13 protein-coding genes and 1 riboswitch are annotated in these 16,218 nt (G+C 43.2%); of the genes, 6 read left to right on the top strand and 7 right to left on the bottom strand.

Going from position 1 to position 16,218, the window contains the following annotated elements; all coding sequences use genetic code 11:
* Positions 1 to 118 precede the first annotated feature (118 nt).
* From mgtA to uvrA, 3 genes are all read right to left on the bottom strand, one after another.
* On the bottom strand, positions 119 to 2,779 hold the full coding sequence (gene mgtA, locus MK395_RS07680; protein WP_268711610.1) for a magnesium-translocating P-type ATPase: 2,661 nt from the start codon (positions 2,777 to 2,779) through the stop codon (positions 119 to 121).
* Positions 2,780 to 2,975: 196 nt separating this feature from the next.
* Positions 2,976 to 3,127: riboswitch (M-box (ykoK) riboswitch) on the bottom strand.
* A 55-nt stretch (positions 3,128 to 3,182) separates the two neighbouring features.
* The gene (locus MK395_RS07685) at positions 3,183 to 4,244 is read right to left on the bottom strand and encodes a M24 family metallopeptidase (protein WP_268711611.1); all 1,062 of its coding nucleotides are present in this window, start codon (positions 4,242 to 4,244) and stop codon (positions 3,183 to 3,185) included.
* The gene (gene uvrA / locus MK395_RS07690; protein ID WP_268711612.1) at positions 4,237 to 7,068 is read right to left on the bottom strand and encodes an excinuclease ABC subunit UvrA; all 2,832 of its coding nucleotides are present in this window, start codon (positions 7,066 to 7,068) and stop codon (positions 4,237 to 4,239) included. The genes MK395_RS07685 and uvrA overlap by 8 nt, the downstream gene beginning before the upstream one ends.
* 136 nt (positions 7,069 to 7,204) lie before the next feature.
* On the opposite strand from uvrA, the gene MK395_RS07695 reads away from it, so the two are divergent.
* The 5 genes from MK395_RS07695 to MK395_RS07715 all read left to right on the top strand — a co-directional run bounded on the left by MK395_RS07695 (position 7,205) and on the right by MK395_RS07715 (position 10,925).
* Positions 7,205 to 8,149, top strand: a complete 945-nt coding sequence (locus tag MK395_RS07695) for a magnesium transporter CorA family protein (protein WP_000815620.1) — start codon at positions 7,205 to 7,207, stop codon at positions 8,147 to 8,149.
* A gap of 11 nt (positions 8,150 to 8,160) precedes the next feature.
* Positions 8,161 to 8,838, top strand: coding sequence for a DUF1129 domain-containing protein (locus MK395_RS07700; protein WP_000077994.1), 678 nt, complete (start codon positions 8,161 to 8,163; stop codon positions 8,836 to 8,838).
* 15 nt (positions 8,839 to 8,853) lie between these two features.
* Complete coding sequence (locus tag MK395_RS07705; protein ID WP_000331825.1) at positions 8,854 to 9,201, top strand: TfoX/Sxy family protein; 348 nt, start codon at positions 8,854 to 8,856, stop codon at positions 9,199 to 9,201.
* A gap of 320 nt (positions 9,202 to 9,521) precedes the next feature.
* Positions 9,522 to 10,556 (top strand): S66 family peptidase, encoded by a 1,035-nt coding sequence (locus MK395_RS07710; RefSeq protein WP_268711678.1) that lies wholly within the window; start codon positions 9,522 to 9,524, stop codon positions 10,554 to 10,556.
* 105 nt (positions 10,557 to 10,661) lie between these two features.
* A complete protein-coding gene (locus MK395_RS07715; protein WP_000166113.1) occupies positions 10,662 to 10,925 on the top strand; it encodes a SemiSWEET family transporter in 264 nt (87 codons plus the stop codon).
* Positions 10,926 to 11,007: 82 nt separating this feature from the next.
* On the opposite strand, the gene MK395_RS07720 is transcribed toward MK395_RS07715, so the two are convergent.
* Genes MK395_RS07720 through MK395_RS07730 form a run of 3 tightly spaced genes read right to left on the bottom strand, consistent with a single transcriptional unit; the run spans position 11,008 to position 13,419 of the window.
* Positions 11,008 to 11,571 (bottom strand): DNA-3-methyladenine glycosylase I, encoded by a 564-nt coding sequence (locus MK395_RS07720; RefSeq protein ID WP_268711613.1) that lies wholly within the window; start codon positions 11,569 to 11,571, stop codon positions 11,008 to 11,010.
* Positions 11,572 to 11,580: 9 nt separating this feature from the next.
* On the bottom strand, positions 11,581 to 12,174 hold the full coding sequence (gene ruvA / locus MK395_RS07725; RefSeq protein WP_125412501.1) for a Holliday junction branch migration protein RuvA: 594 nt from the start codon (positions 12,172 to 12,174) through the stop codon (positions 11,581 to 11,583).
* A gap of 12 nt (positions 12,175 to 12,186) precedes the next feature.
* Positions 12,187 to 13,419, bottom strand: coding sequence for an MFS transporter (locus tag MK395_RS07730; RefSeq protein ID WP_049484717.1), 1,233 nt, complete (start codon positions 13,417 to 13,419; stop codon positions 12,187 to 12,189).
* 172 nt (positions 13,420 to 13,591) lie between these two features.
* On the opposite strand from MK395_RS07730, the gene MK395_RS07735 reads away from it, so the two are divergent.
* Positions 13,592 to 14,029 carry a helix-turn-helix domain-containing protein gene (locus tag MK395_RS07735; protein ID WP_268711679.1) on the top strand — a complete coding sequence of 146 codons (438 nt, stop codon included), beginning with the start codon at positions 13,592 to 13,594 and terminating at the stop codon, positions 14,027 to 14,029.
* Between the two features lie 213 nt (positions 14,030 to 14,242).
* Here the strand turns inward: MK395_RS07735 and mutL are convergent, their stop codons facing one another.
* A complete protein-coding gene (gene mutL, locus MK395_RS07740) occupies positions 14,243 to 16,192 on the bottom strand; it encodes a DNA mismatch repair endonuclease MutL (RefSeq protein ID WP_268711614.1) in 1,950 nt (649 codons plus the stop codon).
* Between the last annotated feature and the right edge of the window lie 26 nt (positions 16,193 to 16,218).

Raw genomic sequence — 16,218 nt, forward strand, 5'->3', positions numbered from 1 at the left:
CTACATGTTACTATCAGTTTAGTCTATTATACCATAAAAAACATCCGACTTGCGACCTATTTTTAAAAAAAATTAACTTTTTTCGCGATTTTCGTACTTTTTTCTTGACAAAATCAATTTATAACCAACTTTTAAATTTTTTGATATACAATCGTTTTACAACTGTAACACTTATCATATAGAGAACAATAATCAAAAGCAAAAAGAGGAAATAAATTGGTTCCAAAGGGGTTAAATGAAGCAGGCTAGCAATTGAAGAGTAGGGAAGGAAGGTCACAAAACTAGCTGCTAGCAAGGTTGTTCCAAGAACAAACCATGATGGACGACTTTGTAAGAAAGGAAGTTTTGCTGAACGGAGCATATGGATAACCATAGTTTGGGACCACATGGATTCAATGAACCAACCTGTCTGGAACAAGATGATAAAGCCCGTTGCAGACTCTGCTCCGTGAGCATAGGCTTGGCCTGTCGCCATTGGGACAATGACAAAATAGAGTAAGATAAAGGTCAAAATATCAAAGGCAGAAGAAATCGGACCCATCCAAATCATAAAACGAGTAATAGACTTAGCTTCCCACTTATGGGGATGCTTCAAAAAGTCTTCATCTACATTATCAAATGGCAAGGCGATGCAAGAAAGGTCGTAGACGAGGTTCAACACAATCAAGTGAATCGGAGCCATAGGAAGGAAAGGTAAAAAGATACCAGACACTAAGAGTGACAGAATATTCCCGAAATTAGAGCTGACCGTCATCTTGATATATTTGGTCATGTTGGCATAGACTTTGCGTCCTTCAACCAGACCTTTTTCAAGCACCATCAAATCCTTATCTAGCAAAATGACATCAGCCGTTTCTTTGGCAATATCTACTGCTGTATCAACAGAAATCCCCACATCTGCCACTTTCATAGAAGGGGCATCGTTGATTCCATCTCCCATATAGCCGACACAATGTCCATTCGATTTGATTTGTAAAATGATTCGTGCTTTTTGATCCGGAGAGAGTTTGGCAAAGACAGTCACCTTCTCAACTGCTTGAGCCAACTCTTCGTCCGTCATGGCGTCAATATCAGAACCCAACAAGATTTGATCAACGTCTAGACCAACTTTTTCGCAAACTGCTTGGGTTACCTTTTCATTGTCTCCCGTCAAAATCTTTGTTTGAACACCGTGTTCTAACAAAGCTTGGATAGCAGGTGCTGCAGATGGTTTTGGTGGATCTAGAAAGGCAAGATAGCCTGTTAGAATCATCTCTTTTTCATCTTCAACGGAGTAAGCAAAACCTTCTTTTAGGCCTGTTTTATAGGCAACTCCCAAGACTCGCAATCCCTGTTGATTAAGTTGATCTACTTCTTTTAAGATTTCCACTCGGATATCATCCGTCAGAGGGCTAATCTGACCGTGATATTCCACATGGGTTGAAATCGCAAGCATTTCCTCTAGAGCACCCTTGGTTACCAAACTAACAACTTCGTTCTCATCCTTGACGATGACACTCATCCGTCTGCGTTCAAAATCAAAGGGCAATTCGTCTATTTTTTGGAAGCTAGTATCCAAATTTTGTAGAATAGCGTGTTCTTTAGCTTCTTTTTCAGTTCTACTGATAATGGCACGGTCCATCAAGTTTTTCAAACCGGTTTGAAAATAGGAATTGAGATAGGCCCGTCTCAACACAGATAAATCCAATTCTCCATGTATATCCAAAGGATATTCAAGGACAATTTCGTCTTGGGTAAGGGTTCCGGTTTTATCCGTACACAGGATATCAATAGCACCTAGGTCTTGTATGGCATTGAGTTTTTTGATGACGACTTTTTCCTTGGCCATGATAATGGAACCTTTTGCTAAACTGGCCGTGATGATCATAGGAAGCATCTCAGGTGTCAATCCAACACCAACACTCAGTGCAAACACACCTGCTTCCAACCAGTCTCCATCCGTCAAGCCATTGGAGAGAAAGACGATGGGAACCATGACCAGCATCAAACGGATTAAGAGCCAAGAGATACTGTTCATCTCCCGTTCAAAAGAGGTCGGTTCGTCATAGGTATTGAGAGTCTGCTCGATTTCTCCCATCATGGTATCATCACCGACCGCTAGAATCAAAGCCTTGGCACTTCCTGATATCACATTGGTTCCCATAAAGGCGAGCGCTTCTGCTTCTAGCAGACTATCAAAGTTTGACTGACTCATTTTTGACAAGGCTAGTTTTTCAACTGAGTCACTTTCTCCTGTCAAACCAGACTGTTGGACAAAGAAATCGCGTGATTCAATTAAAATGAGGTCTGCTGGAATCATGTCCCCAGCACTTAATTTTACTATATCTCCAACGACCAAATCTTCAATTGCGACCTCTAAACTCTGGCCTTCACGAATGACTGTGGCTGTATTCACAATCATTTTTGATAGATTGGTCGCAGCCTTGTCGCTCCGTAATTCTTGGACAAAGCGTATGCCACCAGAGATTAGAACGAGAACAACGATGATGATAGAGGTCGTCGGATCTTCTTGTCCAGGCTTCGCCAACCAGACATTGGTCACCATGGAAATCATAGCGATGACAAGAAGGATGATTGTAAATGGATTGATAATGGATTCGTAAATCTTTTTGAGGATACTGTCTTCTTGACCCTTGGTGATGGTGTTTTCGCCATATAGGTCACGATTTTTCTCCACCTGCTCCTCAGTCAAGCCTGTTAGACTTGTCTTATAAAAAGATAGAGTTTCGTTTAAGGGTGTGTGAATAGCTGTTGCTAATCTTTCTTTTGTAGTTTTCATTGGTTTCTCCTATCTGTATGAATGATGTATTTCATACACAGAGACCAATCACTTTATAAGGGCAGAACGACACAAATCAGCGATTGGCTGTGTATGTGCGGTTCTGGATGATCGTCAATTTGCATCGTTTGTCTCCTTTCTTTTTCTTAAAACAGCAGAAAATCCTACCATAAAAATGGCAGGATTAAAAAACTAATTATCTGTTTTTTCGTTCAAGCTTTAACTCCATAGGGCGATGTAATGAGCTTAGTCTTGGCCTTCGCGACCAGAACTGTTGACCAACGAGTAGTGTCTCCACTGCTTTGCGGTAGTCATCCGTATCCCTATGGTAGCCTCACCTACCGTTTTCGTCTATCAGTATAAACCTTTAAAATATAAAAGTCAACGATTTATCATAATTTTCTTAAATAACAATTAATTCCTTCGGCGCTAGAGTCAATAACTCACAACCTGTTTCTGTAATCAAGATATCATCCTCGATACGAACGCCGTATTTCCCTTCGATATAGATGCCCGGTTCATCTGTCAAGGTCATTCCTGCCTTGATTGTATCCGTCGAGGTTTGGCTAAAGTAGGGTTCTTCATGGATATCGAGACCAATACCATGTCCGATACCATGGGTAAAGTAGTCGCCATAGCCTGCCTCGATGATAATATCACGAGGAATTTTGTCAAAGTCACGGAAACCTAATCCTGCCTTGGCTTGATCAATCAGAGCTTGGTTGGCTTTCAGAACCGTATTGTATATTTCTGCCTGCTCGTCACTGACATGACCGAGGTAGATGGTCCGTGTCATATCACTGACATAGTGGTCGTAGAGACAGCCGAAGTCCATGGTAATAGCTTCTCCCGCTTCAACCGGTTTATGCATGGGATGGGCATGTGGTTTAGAAGAGTTGATGCCACTTGCTAAAATGGTATCAAAAGACAAACCTGCCGCTCCTAGCTCACGCATACGGAAATCAAGGAAGTTGGCAATCTCAATTTCAGTCTTTCCTGGTTTGATAAAGTCAAGGGCATCGCGGAAAGCTTGGTCTGAGATAGAGCAAGCCTTGCGAATAGTTGCGATCTCCTTTTCATCCTTGATCATACGAAGACCCTCAACAAACTGCGTTTGAGGAAGCAATTCCAAACCTTCAAATGCTGCTTGCATACGATGATAGTAAGAGACAGAAATCTCATCTTCAAAACCGACGCGAGACAAGCCCATATCCTTGACAATTCTTGCAATAACAGCCAACTCATCACGATCAGCCACAATCTCAAAACCTGTTACTTCTTGCTTAGCTGCAATGATGTAGCGAGAGTCTGTCACCAAGACCTGACGGTCACGGCTGATAAAAACGGTTCCGTTTGAACCCCAAAAACCAGTCAGGTAATAGACGTTTTTAAGGTTGTTGATGATGATACCATCTAGTTCTTTTTCTTGCATTTTAGCTAAAAATGCTTGCACACGTTTATTCATGATGTAACTTTCCTTTCAAATAGTGTCCTGTGTAGCTGGCTTCATTGGCCGCTACTTCTTCTGGTGTTCCTGTTGCGATGATAGTTCCACCACCGACACCGCCCTCAGGTCCCAAATCGATAATATGGTCTGCCGTCTTGATAACATCTAGATTGTGCTCGATGACGAGGACAGTATTGCCATCGTCTACAAAGCGAGCCAAGACTTTAAGCAAGCGAGCGATATCCTCGGTATGAAGTCCTGTCGTCGGCTCATCCAGAATATAGAAAGATTTCCCTGTCGAGCGTTTGTGGAGTTCACTAGCCAACTTCATACGCTGGGCTTCTCCCCCAGAAAGGGTGGTAGCCGGTTGCCCTAGCGTTACATAGCCCAGTCCCACATCCTTGATGGTCTGGAGTTTGCGTTGAATCTTGGGAATATGTTGGAAGAATTCCACCGCATCGTTGACGGTCATGTCCAAGACCTGCGAGATATTTTTTTCCTTATAGTGGACTTCTAGGGTTTCACTGTTGTAGCGAGTCCCGTGGCAGACTTCACAAGCCACGTAAACATCTGGCAAGAAGTGCATCTCGATCTTGATAATCCCGTCACCTGAGCAGGCTTCGCAACGACCACCCTTGACGTTGAAACTGAAACGGCCCTTCTTGTAGCCTCGAATCTTAGCTTCGTTTGTCTGGGCAAAGAGGTCACGTATATCGTCAAAAACTCCCGTATAGGTAGCTGGGTTGGACCTCGGCGTTCGTCCAATGGGGCTCTGGTCAATATCGATCAAGCGGTCTACATGCTCAATCCCTGTGATGGTCTTGAATTTACCAGGCTTGTCTGAATTGCGGTTGAGCTTCTGCGCAATAGCTTTTTTGAGGATGCTGTTGATTAAGGTCGATTTCCCTGAACCTGACACCCCTGTCACCGCGATGAATTTCCCTAATGGGAAGCGAGCAGTGATATTTTGCAAGTTGTTCTCACGCGCACCTGTCACTTCGATAAAGCGACCATTTCCGGCACGGCGCTCTTCTGGTACTGGAATGGCACGTTTACCTGACAAGTACTGGCCTGTAATAGACTTACTATTACGGGCCACCTGCTTGGGTGTTCCTGCAGCAACAATCTCGCCACCAAAAACACCGGCACCTGGACCAACGTCAATCAGATAATCCGCCTCGCGCATGGTATCTTCGTCGTGTTCCACCACGATGAGAGTATTGCCCAAGTCACGCATCTTTTTCAGACTAGCAATCAGGCGGTCATTATCCCTCTGGTGAAGACCAATCGACGGCTCATCCAGGATATAAAGGACACCTGATAAATTGGACCCAATCTGGGTTGCCAAGCGAATACGCTGACTCTCTCCACCTGATAGGGTTCCTGCCGAACGTGACAGGGTCAGATAGTTAAGACCTACGTTATTGAGGAAGGTCAATCGATCCTTGATTTCCTTGAGAATGGGACGGGCGATAATCGCTTCATTTTCAGACAAGGTCAGCTGGCTCACCAACTCCAAGTGGTCTGCGATAGACAGATCTGAGATTTCACCAATATGTGGTCCTTGCTCACCACCCACACGGACAGACAAGGCCTGATCGTTGAGACGATAGCCATGACAGGTTCCACAAGTCAGCTCATTCATGTAGAGTCGCATCTGGGTACGGGTGTAGTCACTGTTAGTCTCATGGTAACGACGCTTGATATTATTGACAACTCCCTCAAAAGGAATGTCAATATCGCGCACACCGCCAAATTCATTTTCATAGTGGAAATGGAATTCCTTGCCATCAGACCCGTAAAGAATCAAGTTTTTATCTTCTTCTGACAAGTCCTCAAAAGGCTTATCAATATCTACTCCAAAGGCTGTCATGGCCTGCTCTAGCATGTTTGGATAGTAGTTGGATGAGATAGGATTCCAAGGTGCCAAGGCTCCCTCACGCAAAGTTTTGCTGGTATCAGGAACCACCAAGTCAACATCCACCTCCAGCTTGATGCCCAAACCGTCACACTCACTGCATGAGCCAAAAGGAGCATTAAAGGAGAAGAGACGTGGCTCTAACTCTGGAACAGTAAAACCACAAACTGGACAGGCATAGTGCTCAGAAAAGAGCAACTCAGAATCGTCCATAGTGTCGATAATGACATAACCTTCTGCGATACGAAGGGCAGCCTCTATGGAGTCAAAGAGACGGCTACGAATGCCCTCCTTGATAACAATACGGTCAACCACAACATCGATATTGTGTTGCTTGCTCTTGGACAACTCTGGCACTTCGGTCACATCATAGACTTCCCCATCCACACGGACACGGACATAGCCATCTTTCTGAACCTTTTCAATGACACTCTTGTGTTGCCCTTTTTTCTTACGAATGACCGGAGCTAAAATTTGCAGACGTTGGCGTTCTGGCAATTCCAAAACCTTATCCACGATTTGCTCTACAGAAGAAGCCTTGATAGCCCCGTGTCCGTTGATACAGTAAGGCGTCCCCACACGTGCGTAGAGGAGACGCAGATAGTCATTGATTTCAGTCGTTGTTCCAACGGTCGAACGAGGGTTTTTACTAGTCGTTTTCTGGTCGATGGAAATAGCTGGGCTGAGACCATCAATGGCATCCACATCTGGTTTTTCCATGTTGCCCAAAAACTGGCGAGCATAGGCTGATAGACTCTCTACATAGCGACGTTGGCCCTCAGCATAGAGGGTATCAAAGGCCAGGCTGGATTTCCCAGACCCTGACAAACCAGTCACAACAACCAGCTTATCTCGCGGAATCTCCACATCTATATTTTTTAAGTTATGGGCACGAGCCCCATGAATCACAATTTTATCTTGCATCTTTGTTCTTTCTAGTCCATTATTGCTTTCCATTATACCAAAAAATGTGAAATTCTATTACCCAAAAAGCTGTTTTTATAGTATAATAGTACGGTGCAAAAAATGAATCACTGAATAGTAGGAAAGGATAGGGGATATGAAACAAGTTTTTCTCTCAACAACAACGGAATTTAAAGAGATCGACACGCTTGAACCGGGTACTTGGATCAACCTCGTCAATCCTACACAAAATGAATCGTTGGAAATCGCTAACGCCTTCGACATTGACATTGCCGACCTTCGAGCACCGCTCGATGCGGAAGAAATGTCCCGTATTACCATCGAAGATGAGTACACTTTGATCATCGTGGACGTTCCCATCACAGAGGAAAGAAACAATCGTACCTACTACGTTACGATTCCGCTGGGGATTATCATCACAGAGGAAACCATTATCACCACTTGCTTGGAATCCCTCCCCGTTCTCGATGTCTTTATCAACCGTAGACTGCGCAACTTTTACACCTTCATGCGTTCACGCTTTATCTTCCAGATTCTCTATCGCAACGCCGAACTTTACCTTACGGCCCTTCGTTCGATTGACCGTAAGAGTGAACAAATCGAAAGTCAACTTCACAAATCCACTCGAAACGAAGAGCTGATTGAGCTCATGGAATTGGAAAAGACCATCGTCTATTTCAAGGCCTCACTTAAGACGAACGAGCGCGTGATTAAGAAATTGACTAGCGCAACTAGCAATATCAAGAAATACCTAGAAGACGAAGACCTACTCGAAGACACTCTGATTGAAACCCAACAGGCCATCGAGATGGCAGATATCTATGGAAATGTCCTTCACTCTATGACAGAGACCTTTGCCTCTATCATTTCCAACAACCAGAACAATATCATGAAAACCCTGGCTCTCGTGACCATTGTCATGTCTGTCCCAACCATGATCTTCTCAGCCTACGGGATGAACTTCAAGGATAATGAAATCCCTCTAAATGGCGAGCCACACGCCTTCTGGTTAATCGTCTTTATCGCCTTTGCTATGAGTGTTTCGCTCACTCTCTATCTCATCCATAAAAAATGGTTCTAAGAGGAATCCCTATGTCTCAGATTGATTTACAAAAATTAACTAAGAAAAACCAAGAGTTTATCCACATCGCTACCCAACAATTTATCAAAGATGGTAAAACAGACGCTGAAATCAAGGCTGTTTTTGAAGAAGTCATTCCTAAAATCCTTGAAGAGCAAGCCAAAGGAACGACTGCTCGTTCCCTCTACGGGGCTCCAACCCACTGGGCTCATAGCTTCACTGTCAAGGAGCAATATGAAAAAGAGCATCCAAAAGAAAATGACGATCCAAAACTCATGATTATGGACTCAGCCCTTTTTATCACCAGTCTCTTTGCATTGGTTAGCGCTCTGACTACCTTCTTCTCTACAGATCAGGCCATTGGCTATGGATTGATTACCCTCTTGTTGGTTGGGCTTGTAGGAGGACTTGCCTTCTACTTGATGTACTACTTTGTCTACCAGTACTATGGACCGGACACTGACCGTAGCCAACGTCCTCCATTCTGGAAGTCAATCCTCGTTATCCTGGCTTCTATGGTCCTTTGGTTGGTTGTCTTCTTTGCAACAAGCTTCCTACCAGCCAACCTCAATCCAGTCCTTGCTCCATTGCCTTTGGCTATCCTAGGGGCTGCTCTTCTCGCCCTTCGCTTCTATCTCAAGAAACGTTTCAATATCCGAAGCGCAAGCGCGGGCCCATCACGTTATTAAGAAAAGTGAAAAGCTATGGCATATAGTCAATCCTTAGCTCAGCAGATTCGAAAAATTCTAGCACTTAAACTTCCTCCCCAAATTTTCGAAGAAGAGTTAGAAGAAAAGAAACTGTTTGGTGGTCTTGCCTTTATGATTCGTGGGAAAATGGTCCTTACAGTCAGTTCCAGAAAGGACGAGCTGGTTATGGTGAGAATTGGCAAAGAAATGGAAAAGCAAGTTCTACCCCGAACAGGAGCTCATACTACATTGATGAGAGGGCGACCTTATCATGGCTATATAGACCTAGATATCGAAGGTCAAAAAGAACTTCCTTACTGGATTGATTTAGCCCTCTCCTATAATCAGGAGTTGACCAAGTAACTCATATCTAGTGAGATTAGAGATTAGAAAAACGAAAAGCAACTGCACAGGCGGTTGCTTTTTCACTTGCTTTCTTGAGATCCAATAGCACTTCTGAGTCTCATTATTGTAGTTTTCTCTCACCTTTTGTGATAAAATAGGCTCATACTCAATGAAAATCAAAGAGCAAACTAGGAAGCTAGCCGCAGGTTGCTCAAAGCACTGCTTTGAGGTTGTAGATAGAACTGACGAGGTCAGTAACATATATACGGCAAGGCAAAGCTGACGTGGTTTGAATTTGATTTTCGAAGAGTATCAATCTATTTCTAGGAGGATGAGATATAGTTTCTACTATTGGTATCGTTAGTTTGTCTAGTGGTGTTATCGGAGAGGATTTTGTCAAACACGAAGTCGATTTGGGTATTCAACGTCTCAAGGATTTGGGATTCAATCCTGTCTTTCTGCCCCATTCGCTAAAAGGGTTAGACTTTATCAAGGACCATCCTGAAGCACGTGCAGAGGATTTGATGCAGGCCTTTTCTGATGATAGCATCGACATGATCCTATGCGCCATCGGTGGGGATGATACCTATCGTTTGCTACCTTATCTTTTTGAAAATGACCAACTCCAAAAGGTTATCAAGCCAAAGATTTTTCTTGGCTTCTCGGATACCACTATGAACCACCTTATGTTGCACAAACTAGGGATTAAGACTTTTTATGGGCAATCCTTTCTAGCAGACATTTGTGAATTAGACAAGGAAATGTTATCCTATAGCCTCCACTACTTTAAAGAACTGATCGAGACTGGGAGAATTTCAGAAATCCGCCCTAGCGACGTTTGGTATGAGGAACGGACTGATTTTAGTCCCAAGGCTCTGGGAACAGCTCGTGTCAGTCATGCAAATACAGGCTTTGATTTGTTGCAAGGAAATGCTCAGTTTGAGGGAGAAATTCTCGGTGGTTGCCTTGAGTCCCTCTATGATATCTTTGACAATTCTCGATACGCAGACAGCACGGACCTCTGCCAAGAGTACCGACTCTTCCCTGACTTATCCGACTGGGAAGGAAAGATTCTCTTGCTAGAAACAAGCGAAGAGAAGCCTGAGCCGAAGAACTTCAAAAAGATGTTACAGGCTTTGAAAGAAACTGGGGTATTTGAGGTCATCAGTGGACTCTTGGTCGGAAAGCCAATGGATGAAGCCTTCTATGACGACTATAAAGAGGCACTAATGAGCATCGTTGACAGCAATATCCCAATTGTCTATAATCTAAACGTTGGGCACGCCACACCAAGAGCCATTGTACCCTTTGGCGTTCACGCTTATGTGGATGCAAAAGAGCAAGTCATTCGCTTTGACTATAACAAAAAATAAACAATTTCTCCATTTTTGTGCTTTGGTATTGATTTTCGTTACAATTTGTGTCTGAATTTATTGCATTTTGCTTATTTCTATGATATCTTTTTAAAGGAGGTGTATATGACTAAACAAAAAATAAATCAAATTGTCGGTTCAATTGGAGCCTTTATCGGGATTGTTGTATTTATCGCCTACATCCCACAAATTTTTGCCAATTTACAAGGCAACAAAGCTCAACCATTCCAGCCTTTATCCGCAGCAGTATCTTGTTTAATTTGGGTTATTTACGGATGGACAAAAGAGCCTAAGAAGGATTGGATACTAATTATTCCAAACTCAGCTGGCGTTGTCTTAGGTGGACTGACATTTCTTACTGCACTATAAAAGTTACTAGCATATAATCAAAAAGCTGAGATAATTTTCTCAGCTTTTTCTATTTTCTCAGATAGTTAGACGCTTGGACTCACTAATTTCCGTTTTTCCACTCGCAATCATTCTCGTGGTCATCAACCAGGCCTGCCGCCTGTAGAAAAGACAAAACTGCGACTGGACCTGTGAACTTGAAACCTCGTTTTTTAAGATCTTTGGCTAATTTTTCAGACAAGGCTGTTTTAGCAGGTGCTAGGTGATAGTCAGGAACATCATTGATGATGGTTTGTCCATCAACAAAGGACCAGAGATAAGCATCAAAAGAGCCGTAGATTTTCTGGACTTGTAAAAATGCTTGGGCGTTGGCACGCGTCGCAAAGAGCTTGGCGCGATTTCGAATGATGGCTGGATTTTCTAACAAGGCTTCCAACTCCCCATCTGTCATATCTGCAACACATTGGACTTGGTAGTTGTGAAATACTTCTCGGAATCCTTGGCGTTTGTTTAGTACCGTTTCCCAAGATAAACCCGACTGGTAAGTTTCCAAACAAAGCAACTCAAAAAGAGCACGGTCATCATGAAGGGGCTGGCCCCACTCTTCATCATGATAGGCTACATATAAAGGGTTGTTCATTTTAACCCAACCACAGCGTTTTGTCATAGACTTCTCCTATTTCACCAACATCTTAAGGGCTGACTTGATATAGTTTTCTGCTGTATCCGTCGTTCCTTCAAAGAATTTCTTGATTTTCTTGAGTTCTGTTGCCTTGTAGCCCAGTGCCAACATGGCTTCCATAGCTTCTTCCAGTTCTTGGTTTTTAGCGCTAGCTTGCACTGCCACCTTGGCAGGAAGGTCATCTCCTGCAACTACTACCTTGCCTTCCAAGTCCAGCACCATCTGCTGGGCTGTTTTCTTACCAATCTTAGGAAACTTGGTCAGGTAGGTGATGTTTTTCTGCTCAATGGCTTGCACTAAGCCGGCATTATCATCAGCCGCAATAATAGCCAGAGCAGACACTGGGCCAATACCTGAGACTGAAATCAAGCTGAGAAAAAGTTGCTTCTCCTCCTCGGTCGCAAAGCCGTACAGAAGCTCCGCGTCTTCTCTCACCACCTGGTGCACATAGACCTTGGTTTCCTGATGAAGATGCCCTGAATAAGCATAGGGATTGGCTACATGCAAGATATAGCCGATAGAGTTGACTTCCAATACGATGTACTTGGCTGTAATTTTACTGATGATTCCTTTAAAATATTCGTACATTATTTTCACTTTCTATAATTGATTTGCAATTCCGTGTAAATGCGCTGCTCTGATGATAAGAAGCAGCCCAAGTACTGCACACACAATAAAAACGAGCCAAACACCTACAGCACCTGTTGCAGCGCTGATAGAAATCATCGCCCCCGCTAAAATAGACGCTAAAGGCTGCGCCATATTAAGGAAACCTGAGTAGGTTCCGAGCTTATTCTCATTCATCATTTCCGCCCGCAAAACTTGGCTTGGCGGCATGCAGATGAGTTCCCCCATAGTATAGAGAATGGCTAGCAAAAACAGAGCCCAGAAACTCCTGAAGACAATGGTGAAAAGCATACCCAAGTCAAAGATAATACTTCCCAATAAAAACTGCGGTATGATCTTCATTTCCTTGGTCAAACGATTGGCAGTCGTTATGAAGCAAACAATAATCAGGGTATTGATAAAAACCATGATACTGAGCATCTTAGCTCCTGAAATATGAATACCGAAAACACTACTCGCGATGAATGACTCTTTCAAATGAACGGGTATATAATTGTCAATTTGCAACCAGATAACACCATTAAATACAGTCCCTAACGTATAAAGTAGGAAAATTTTGTCCTGAAAAACAGAAACATAATTTTTCACAGTTGCCAAAGGACTGCTACCATGCTCAAAGACCAGATTAGCTGGCTTGCTTTCTGAAAAATATTTCCAAGCGAGGAAAAAATTCAAGAAGCTAATCACCGTCAAAACCAGAAGCAGCTCAAAAAAATGGTGGTCGTAAAAGAAACCTGCAAGCCCTGCTCCTAACATAACGGATACATTGACAAACCAATAACTAATCGTATAAACGAAACGGCGATTTTGCTCGTCGGTCAAATCAATAATCATCGCATCAATAGCCGGCCAAGAGAAAGTTCCTGCGGTCTCTGCCAGCAACATTCCGACAAAAGTCAAAAAGGGAAAAATATGATTAGGCATATTTGCCAGCAGCACAAGAAAGTAGCCACTAGCAAGACCAAAGTTTCCCCAGTCAATGACTTTCTTACGTCCCCAAAGATCCGCCAAATGTCCACCATACAGTCCAGCTAAAAAACCAATGAGTTTGGTTGTGATCATCAATAACCCCGCCCAAAAGGCTCCAAAATATTGAACATAGTACATGGCCATAAAAGGAGTAATGGCACTCTCTAAAATCCGTGCTACAAAGCTCATCCATTCCCGCATTTGAATTTGCTTGGGGAGGGCAAAAAATTCTTTCATCTTTCATTCCTTTTTCATAATTTCTTCGCTTTTTCTTACCTAGTATATCATATTTCCCCGAGACAGACTGCAACAAAAGGTGCACCCTCTGGTTGACAAATAGTACAGGAGATTGTATTCTCATTATAAGTAAAAATTGTTAGGATAGAGGTAGAAAAAGGAGGATAGAATGATGAAACTCGCAGAAAAACTATTTGAACTCCGAAAGGAAAAAGGTTGGTCCCAAGAAAAGCTAGCAGAAAAAATTAATGTTTCTCGGCAAAGCATCTCAAAATGGGAGTCTGGACAAGTCCTTCCAGAAATCGAAAAAATCATTGAATTAAGCAAGATTTTCCAAGTAACAACTGACTATCTACTACTGGATGAAAACTCTGAAAAAGGTTCCTCAGAAGTGATCGTGGAAGAAGACAAGGACAAATACTATAAAGAGGTTAAATCCTTTGGTCTCTGGCAAGTGATTTATATTTTCGTCTTGGCTCTGGCTATCTATCTCTTTTTAGCTGGTTCTAGTTTCCCATCCGAATTCACTGCCTGGATTTGGCTGATCTTCATTCTCTTGATTGCTTCAGCGATTGCTATCAACAAGGCTCTCAAAACCAAACAACGTTAACTTGATAAAGTGATTGGTCTTGAGAATCCTTCCGACAAAGACGACTCTACAAAATCTTGAATCACCTAGTTCAGTTTTCTCAACATTTTTTATAGAACTGATCTTGTCAAGCAAGTGTAAACCTCATGTCAAGTAAGCCACGCTCAATCAAATTTTCCACCTTAGAAAAAGTAAAAAGCCTTGTTCGAAAAGGAACAAAGGCTTTTTGTGTTCTTAATATTTCCCCAACTCTCGGAGGCTGGTATGATTCTCCTGAATGCGTCGGAACATCTTTTCCATATCCGACTTTGTGAAATGCACCAAAACCGGACGTCCGTGGGGACAGTTATAGGGATTGTCACATTGAGAAAGCTGATAAAGGAGCTGTCGAGCTGAATGGTCATCGATACGATGGTTGGCCTTGATAGACCGCTTGCAGGACATCATGATAGCCAGCTCTGCTCGGTATTTCTTGATCGAAACTTCCTTGGTCAAGAGGAGCATATCACACATTTCATAGATACCAAACTCAATTTCTTCCTCTACCATCCAAATAGGATGCTCACGCAGGATAAATTGATTTTCTCCGTACTCTGCTAAAAAGACGCCCACTTCCTCCAAAAGTGCCATTCTTTCCTTGAGACGAAGAGCATCATCCGCAGGAAATTCAAAGATGTAGGGCACTAGGAGTTGCTGCTGGCTCTGGTCAACATTTCCGATGCTTTCACGGTATTCCTCGTACTTAACTCGTTCCTGAGCCGCGTGTTGGTCTATGATATAGAGACCATCTCGCCCTTGGGCAAAAAGATAGGTCCCGTGCATTTGCCCGAAAAACTCCAACTCTGGGAAACTGGATACTTCTTCTCGCTCCAGCTTGTCATAAGCCTTATCAAGACTGGCTAAGTCTAACTCTGGATGGTCTAATTGGTCATAGTTAGCAGGCTTTCTCTCTGCAAAATGCAATTTTGCTGGCTTAGTCAATTGGTCTAAAGTTTCTTTAGCAAACAGGGTTAGGTCCCTACCCTCCTCAGTTAATTCAACCTGGTGATCAGCCACCTCAGCTTGACTAGGTTTTGAGAGTTCTGTTTTTTCATAGTAAAGCGTATTTTCTTTGAGTGGGAGAATGGTCTGCTCCACCTTTTGACGATTACGCACGGTCGACTTGGCAAGATTTTCTAAAGCATCAGGAATCAAGGCTTGTTCCTTGAGACTATTTGAAATAGCTTCTGAAACCAGCGCCATCAGTTCTCTTTCCTTGGAAATCCGCACTTCTTGTTTAGTTGGATGCACATTGACATCAGCCAGATAAGGATCGATATGGATGTGAATGACAGCCAGTGGAAAACGTCCCACCATGAGCTTGCTTCCATAACCGTCAAGAATAGCACGGTTGAGCAGAAAGTTCTTGATATAACGCCCATTAATGAAGAGACTGATATAGTTACGATTTGCTCGGGTTAATTCAGGTAAAGACACAAAACCTGTAATTTCAAAATCTAAGTCAGAGTTCTCAATTTCAATCATCTTCTTGGCACTCGCCAAACCATAAATCCCTGCGATGGCTTGACGCAGTTGACCAGTCCCTGCTGTCCGCGTCATTTCCTTGCCATCACTAATCAAACTGAAGGAAATCTCAGGATGAGCTAATCCCAGACGGTTGACAATATCAATGATATGAGACAGCTCCGCTTGCTGGCTCTTCATATACTTGAGACGGGCAGGTGTGTTGAAAAAGAGGTCTTCCACACAAACTTTGGTTCCTACAGGGCTAGTCGCTGGGATGACTTCCTCAACTTGACCTCCACGCGCGACTAACTTAGTCCCATGACTCGCACCATCCACCGCCGTCAACAGAGTCAGCACACTGACAGAAGCGATAGAAGGCAGGGCTTCACCACGAAAACCAAGCGTCCGAATCCGAAAGAGGTCTGCCTGATTTTTTATCTTACTGGTCGCATGGCGACGCAAGGCCAACTCCACCTCATCGTGGGCAATTCCATGACCATTATCGGTGATTTGAATTTTCTTGAGACCAGCTTCCTCAATCTCAATGATAATCTGGCTAGAACCCGCGTCAATGGCATTTTCTACCAACTCTTTGACCACACTGGCAGGACGTTCGATAACCTCCCCTGCCGCAATCTGGTTTGCCAACACTTCTGGCAATTCAATAATATGAGACATCTTTCAGCCCCTTTCTGTATCTATTT

This window comes from Streptococcus oralis (assembly GCF_026782085.1).
Lineage (GTDB): Bacteria > Bacillota > Bacilli > Lactobacillales > Streptococcaceae > Streptococcus > Streptococcus oralis_DA.

What these genes read in the sequence shown, in the direction of transcription:
- MK395_RS07735 (WP_268711679.1), top strand. Translation starts at nt 13,592, where the DNA reads ATGAAACTCGCAGAAAAACTATTTGAACTCCGAAAGGAAAAAGGTTGG.
- MK395_RS07685 (WP_268711611.1), bottom strand. Translation starts at nt 4,244, where the DNA reads ATGAATAAACGTGTGCAAGCATTTTTAGCTAAAATGCAAGAAAAAGAA.
- mgtA (WP_268711610.1), bottom strand. Translation starts at nt 2,779, where the DNA reads ATGAAAACTACAAAAGAAAGATTAGCAACAGCTATTCACACACCCTTA.
- MK395_RS07715 (WP_000166113.1), top strand. Translation starts at nt 10,662, where the DNA reads ATGACTAAACAAAAAATAAATCAAATTGTCGGTTCAATTGGAGCCTTT.
- uvrA (WP_268711612.1), bottom strand. Translation starts at nt 7,068, where the DNA reads ATGCAAGATAAAATTGTGATTCATGGGGCTCGTGCCCATAACTTAAAA.
- MK395_RS07705 (WP_000331825.1), top strand. Translation starts at nt 8,854, where the DNA reads ATGGCATATAGTCAATCCTTAGCTCAGCAGATTCGAAAAATTCTAGCA.
- mutL (WP_268711614.1), bottom strand. Translation starts at nt 16,192, where the DNA reads ATGTCTCATATTATTGAATTGCCAGAAGTGTTGGCAAACCAGATTGCG.
- MK395_RS07700 (WP_000077994.1), top strand. Translation starts at nt 8,161, where the DNA reads ATGTCTCAGATTGATTTACAAAAATTAACTAAGAAAAACCAAGAGTTT.
- MK395_RS07730 (WP_049484717.1), bottom strand. Translation starts at nt 13,419, where the DNA reads ATGAAAGAATTTTTTGCCCTCCCCAAGCAAATTCAAATGCGGGAATGG.
- MK395_RS07720 (WP_268711613.1), bottom strand. Translation starts at nt 11,571, where the DNA reads ATGACAAAACGCTGTGGTTGGGTTAAAATGAACAACCCTTTATATGTA.
- MK395_RS07695 (WP_000815620.1), top strand. Translation starts at nt 7,205, where the DNA reads ATGAAACAAGTTTTTCTCTCAACAACAACGGAATTTAAAGAGATCGAC.
- ruvA (WP_125412501.1), bottom strand. Translation starts at nt 12,174, where the DNA reads ATGTACGAATATTTTAAAGGAATCATCAGTAAAATTACAGCCAAGTAC.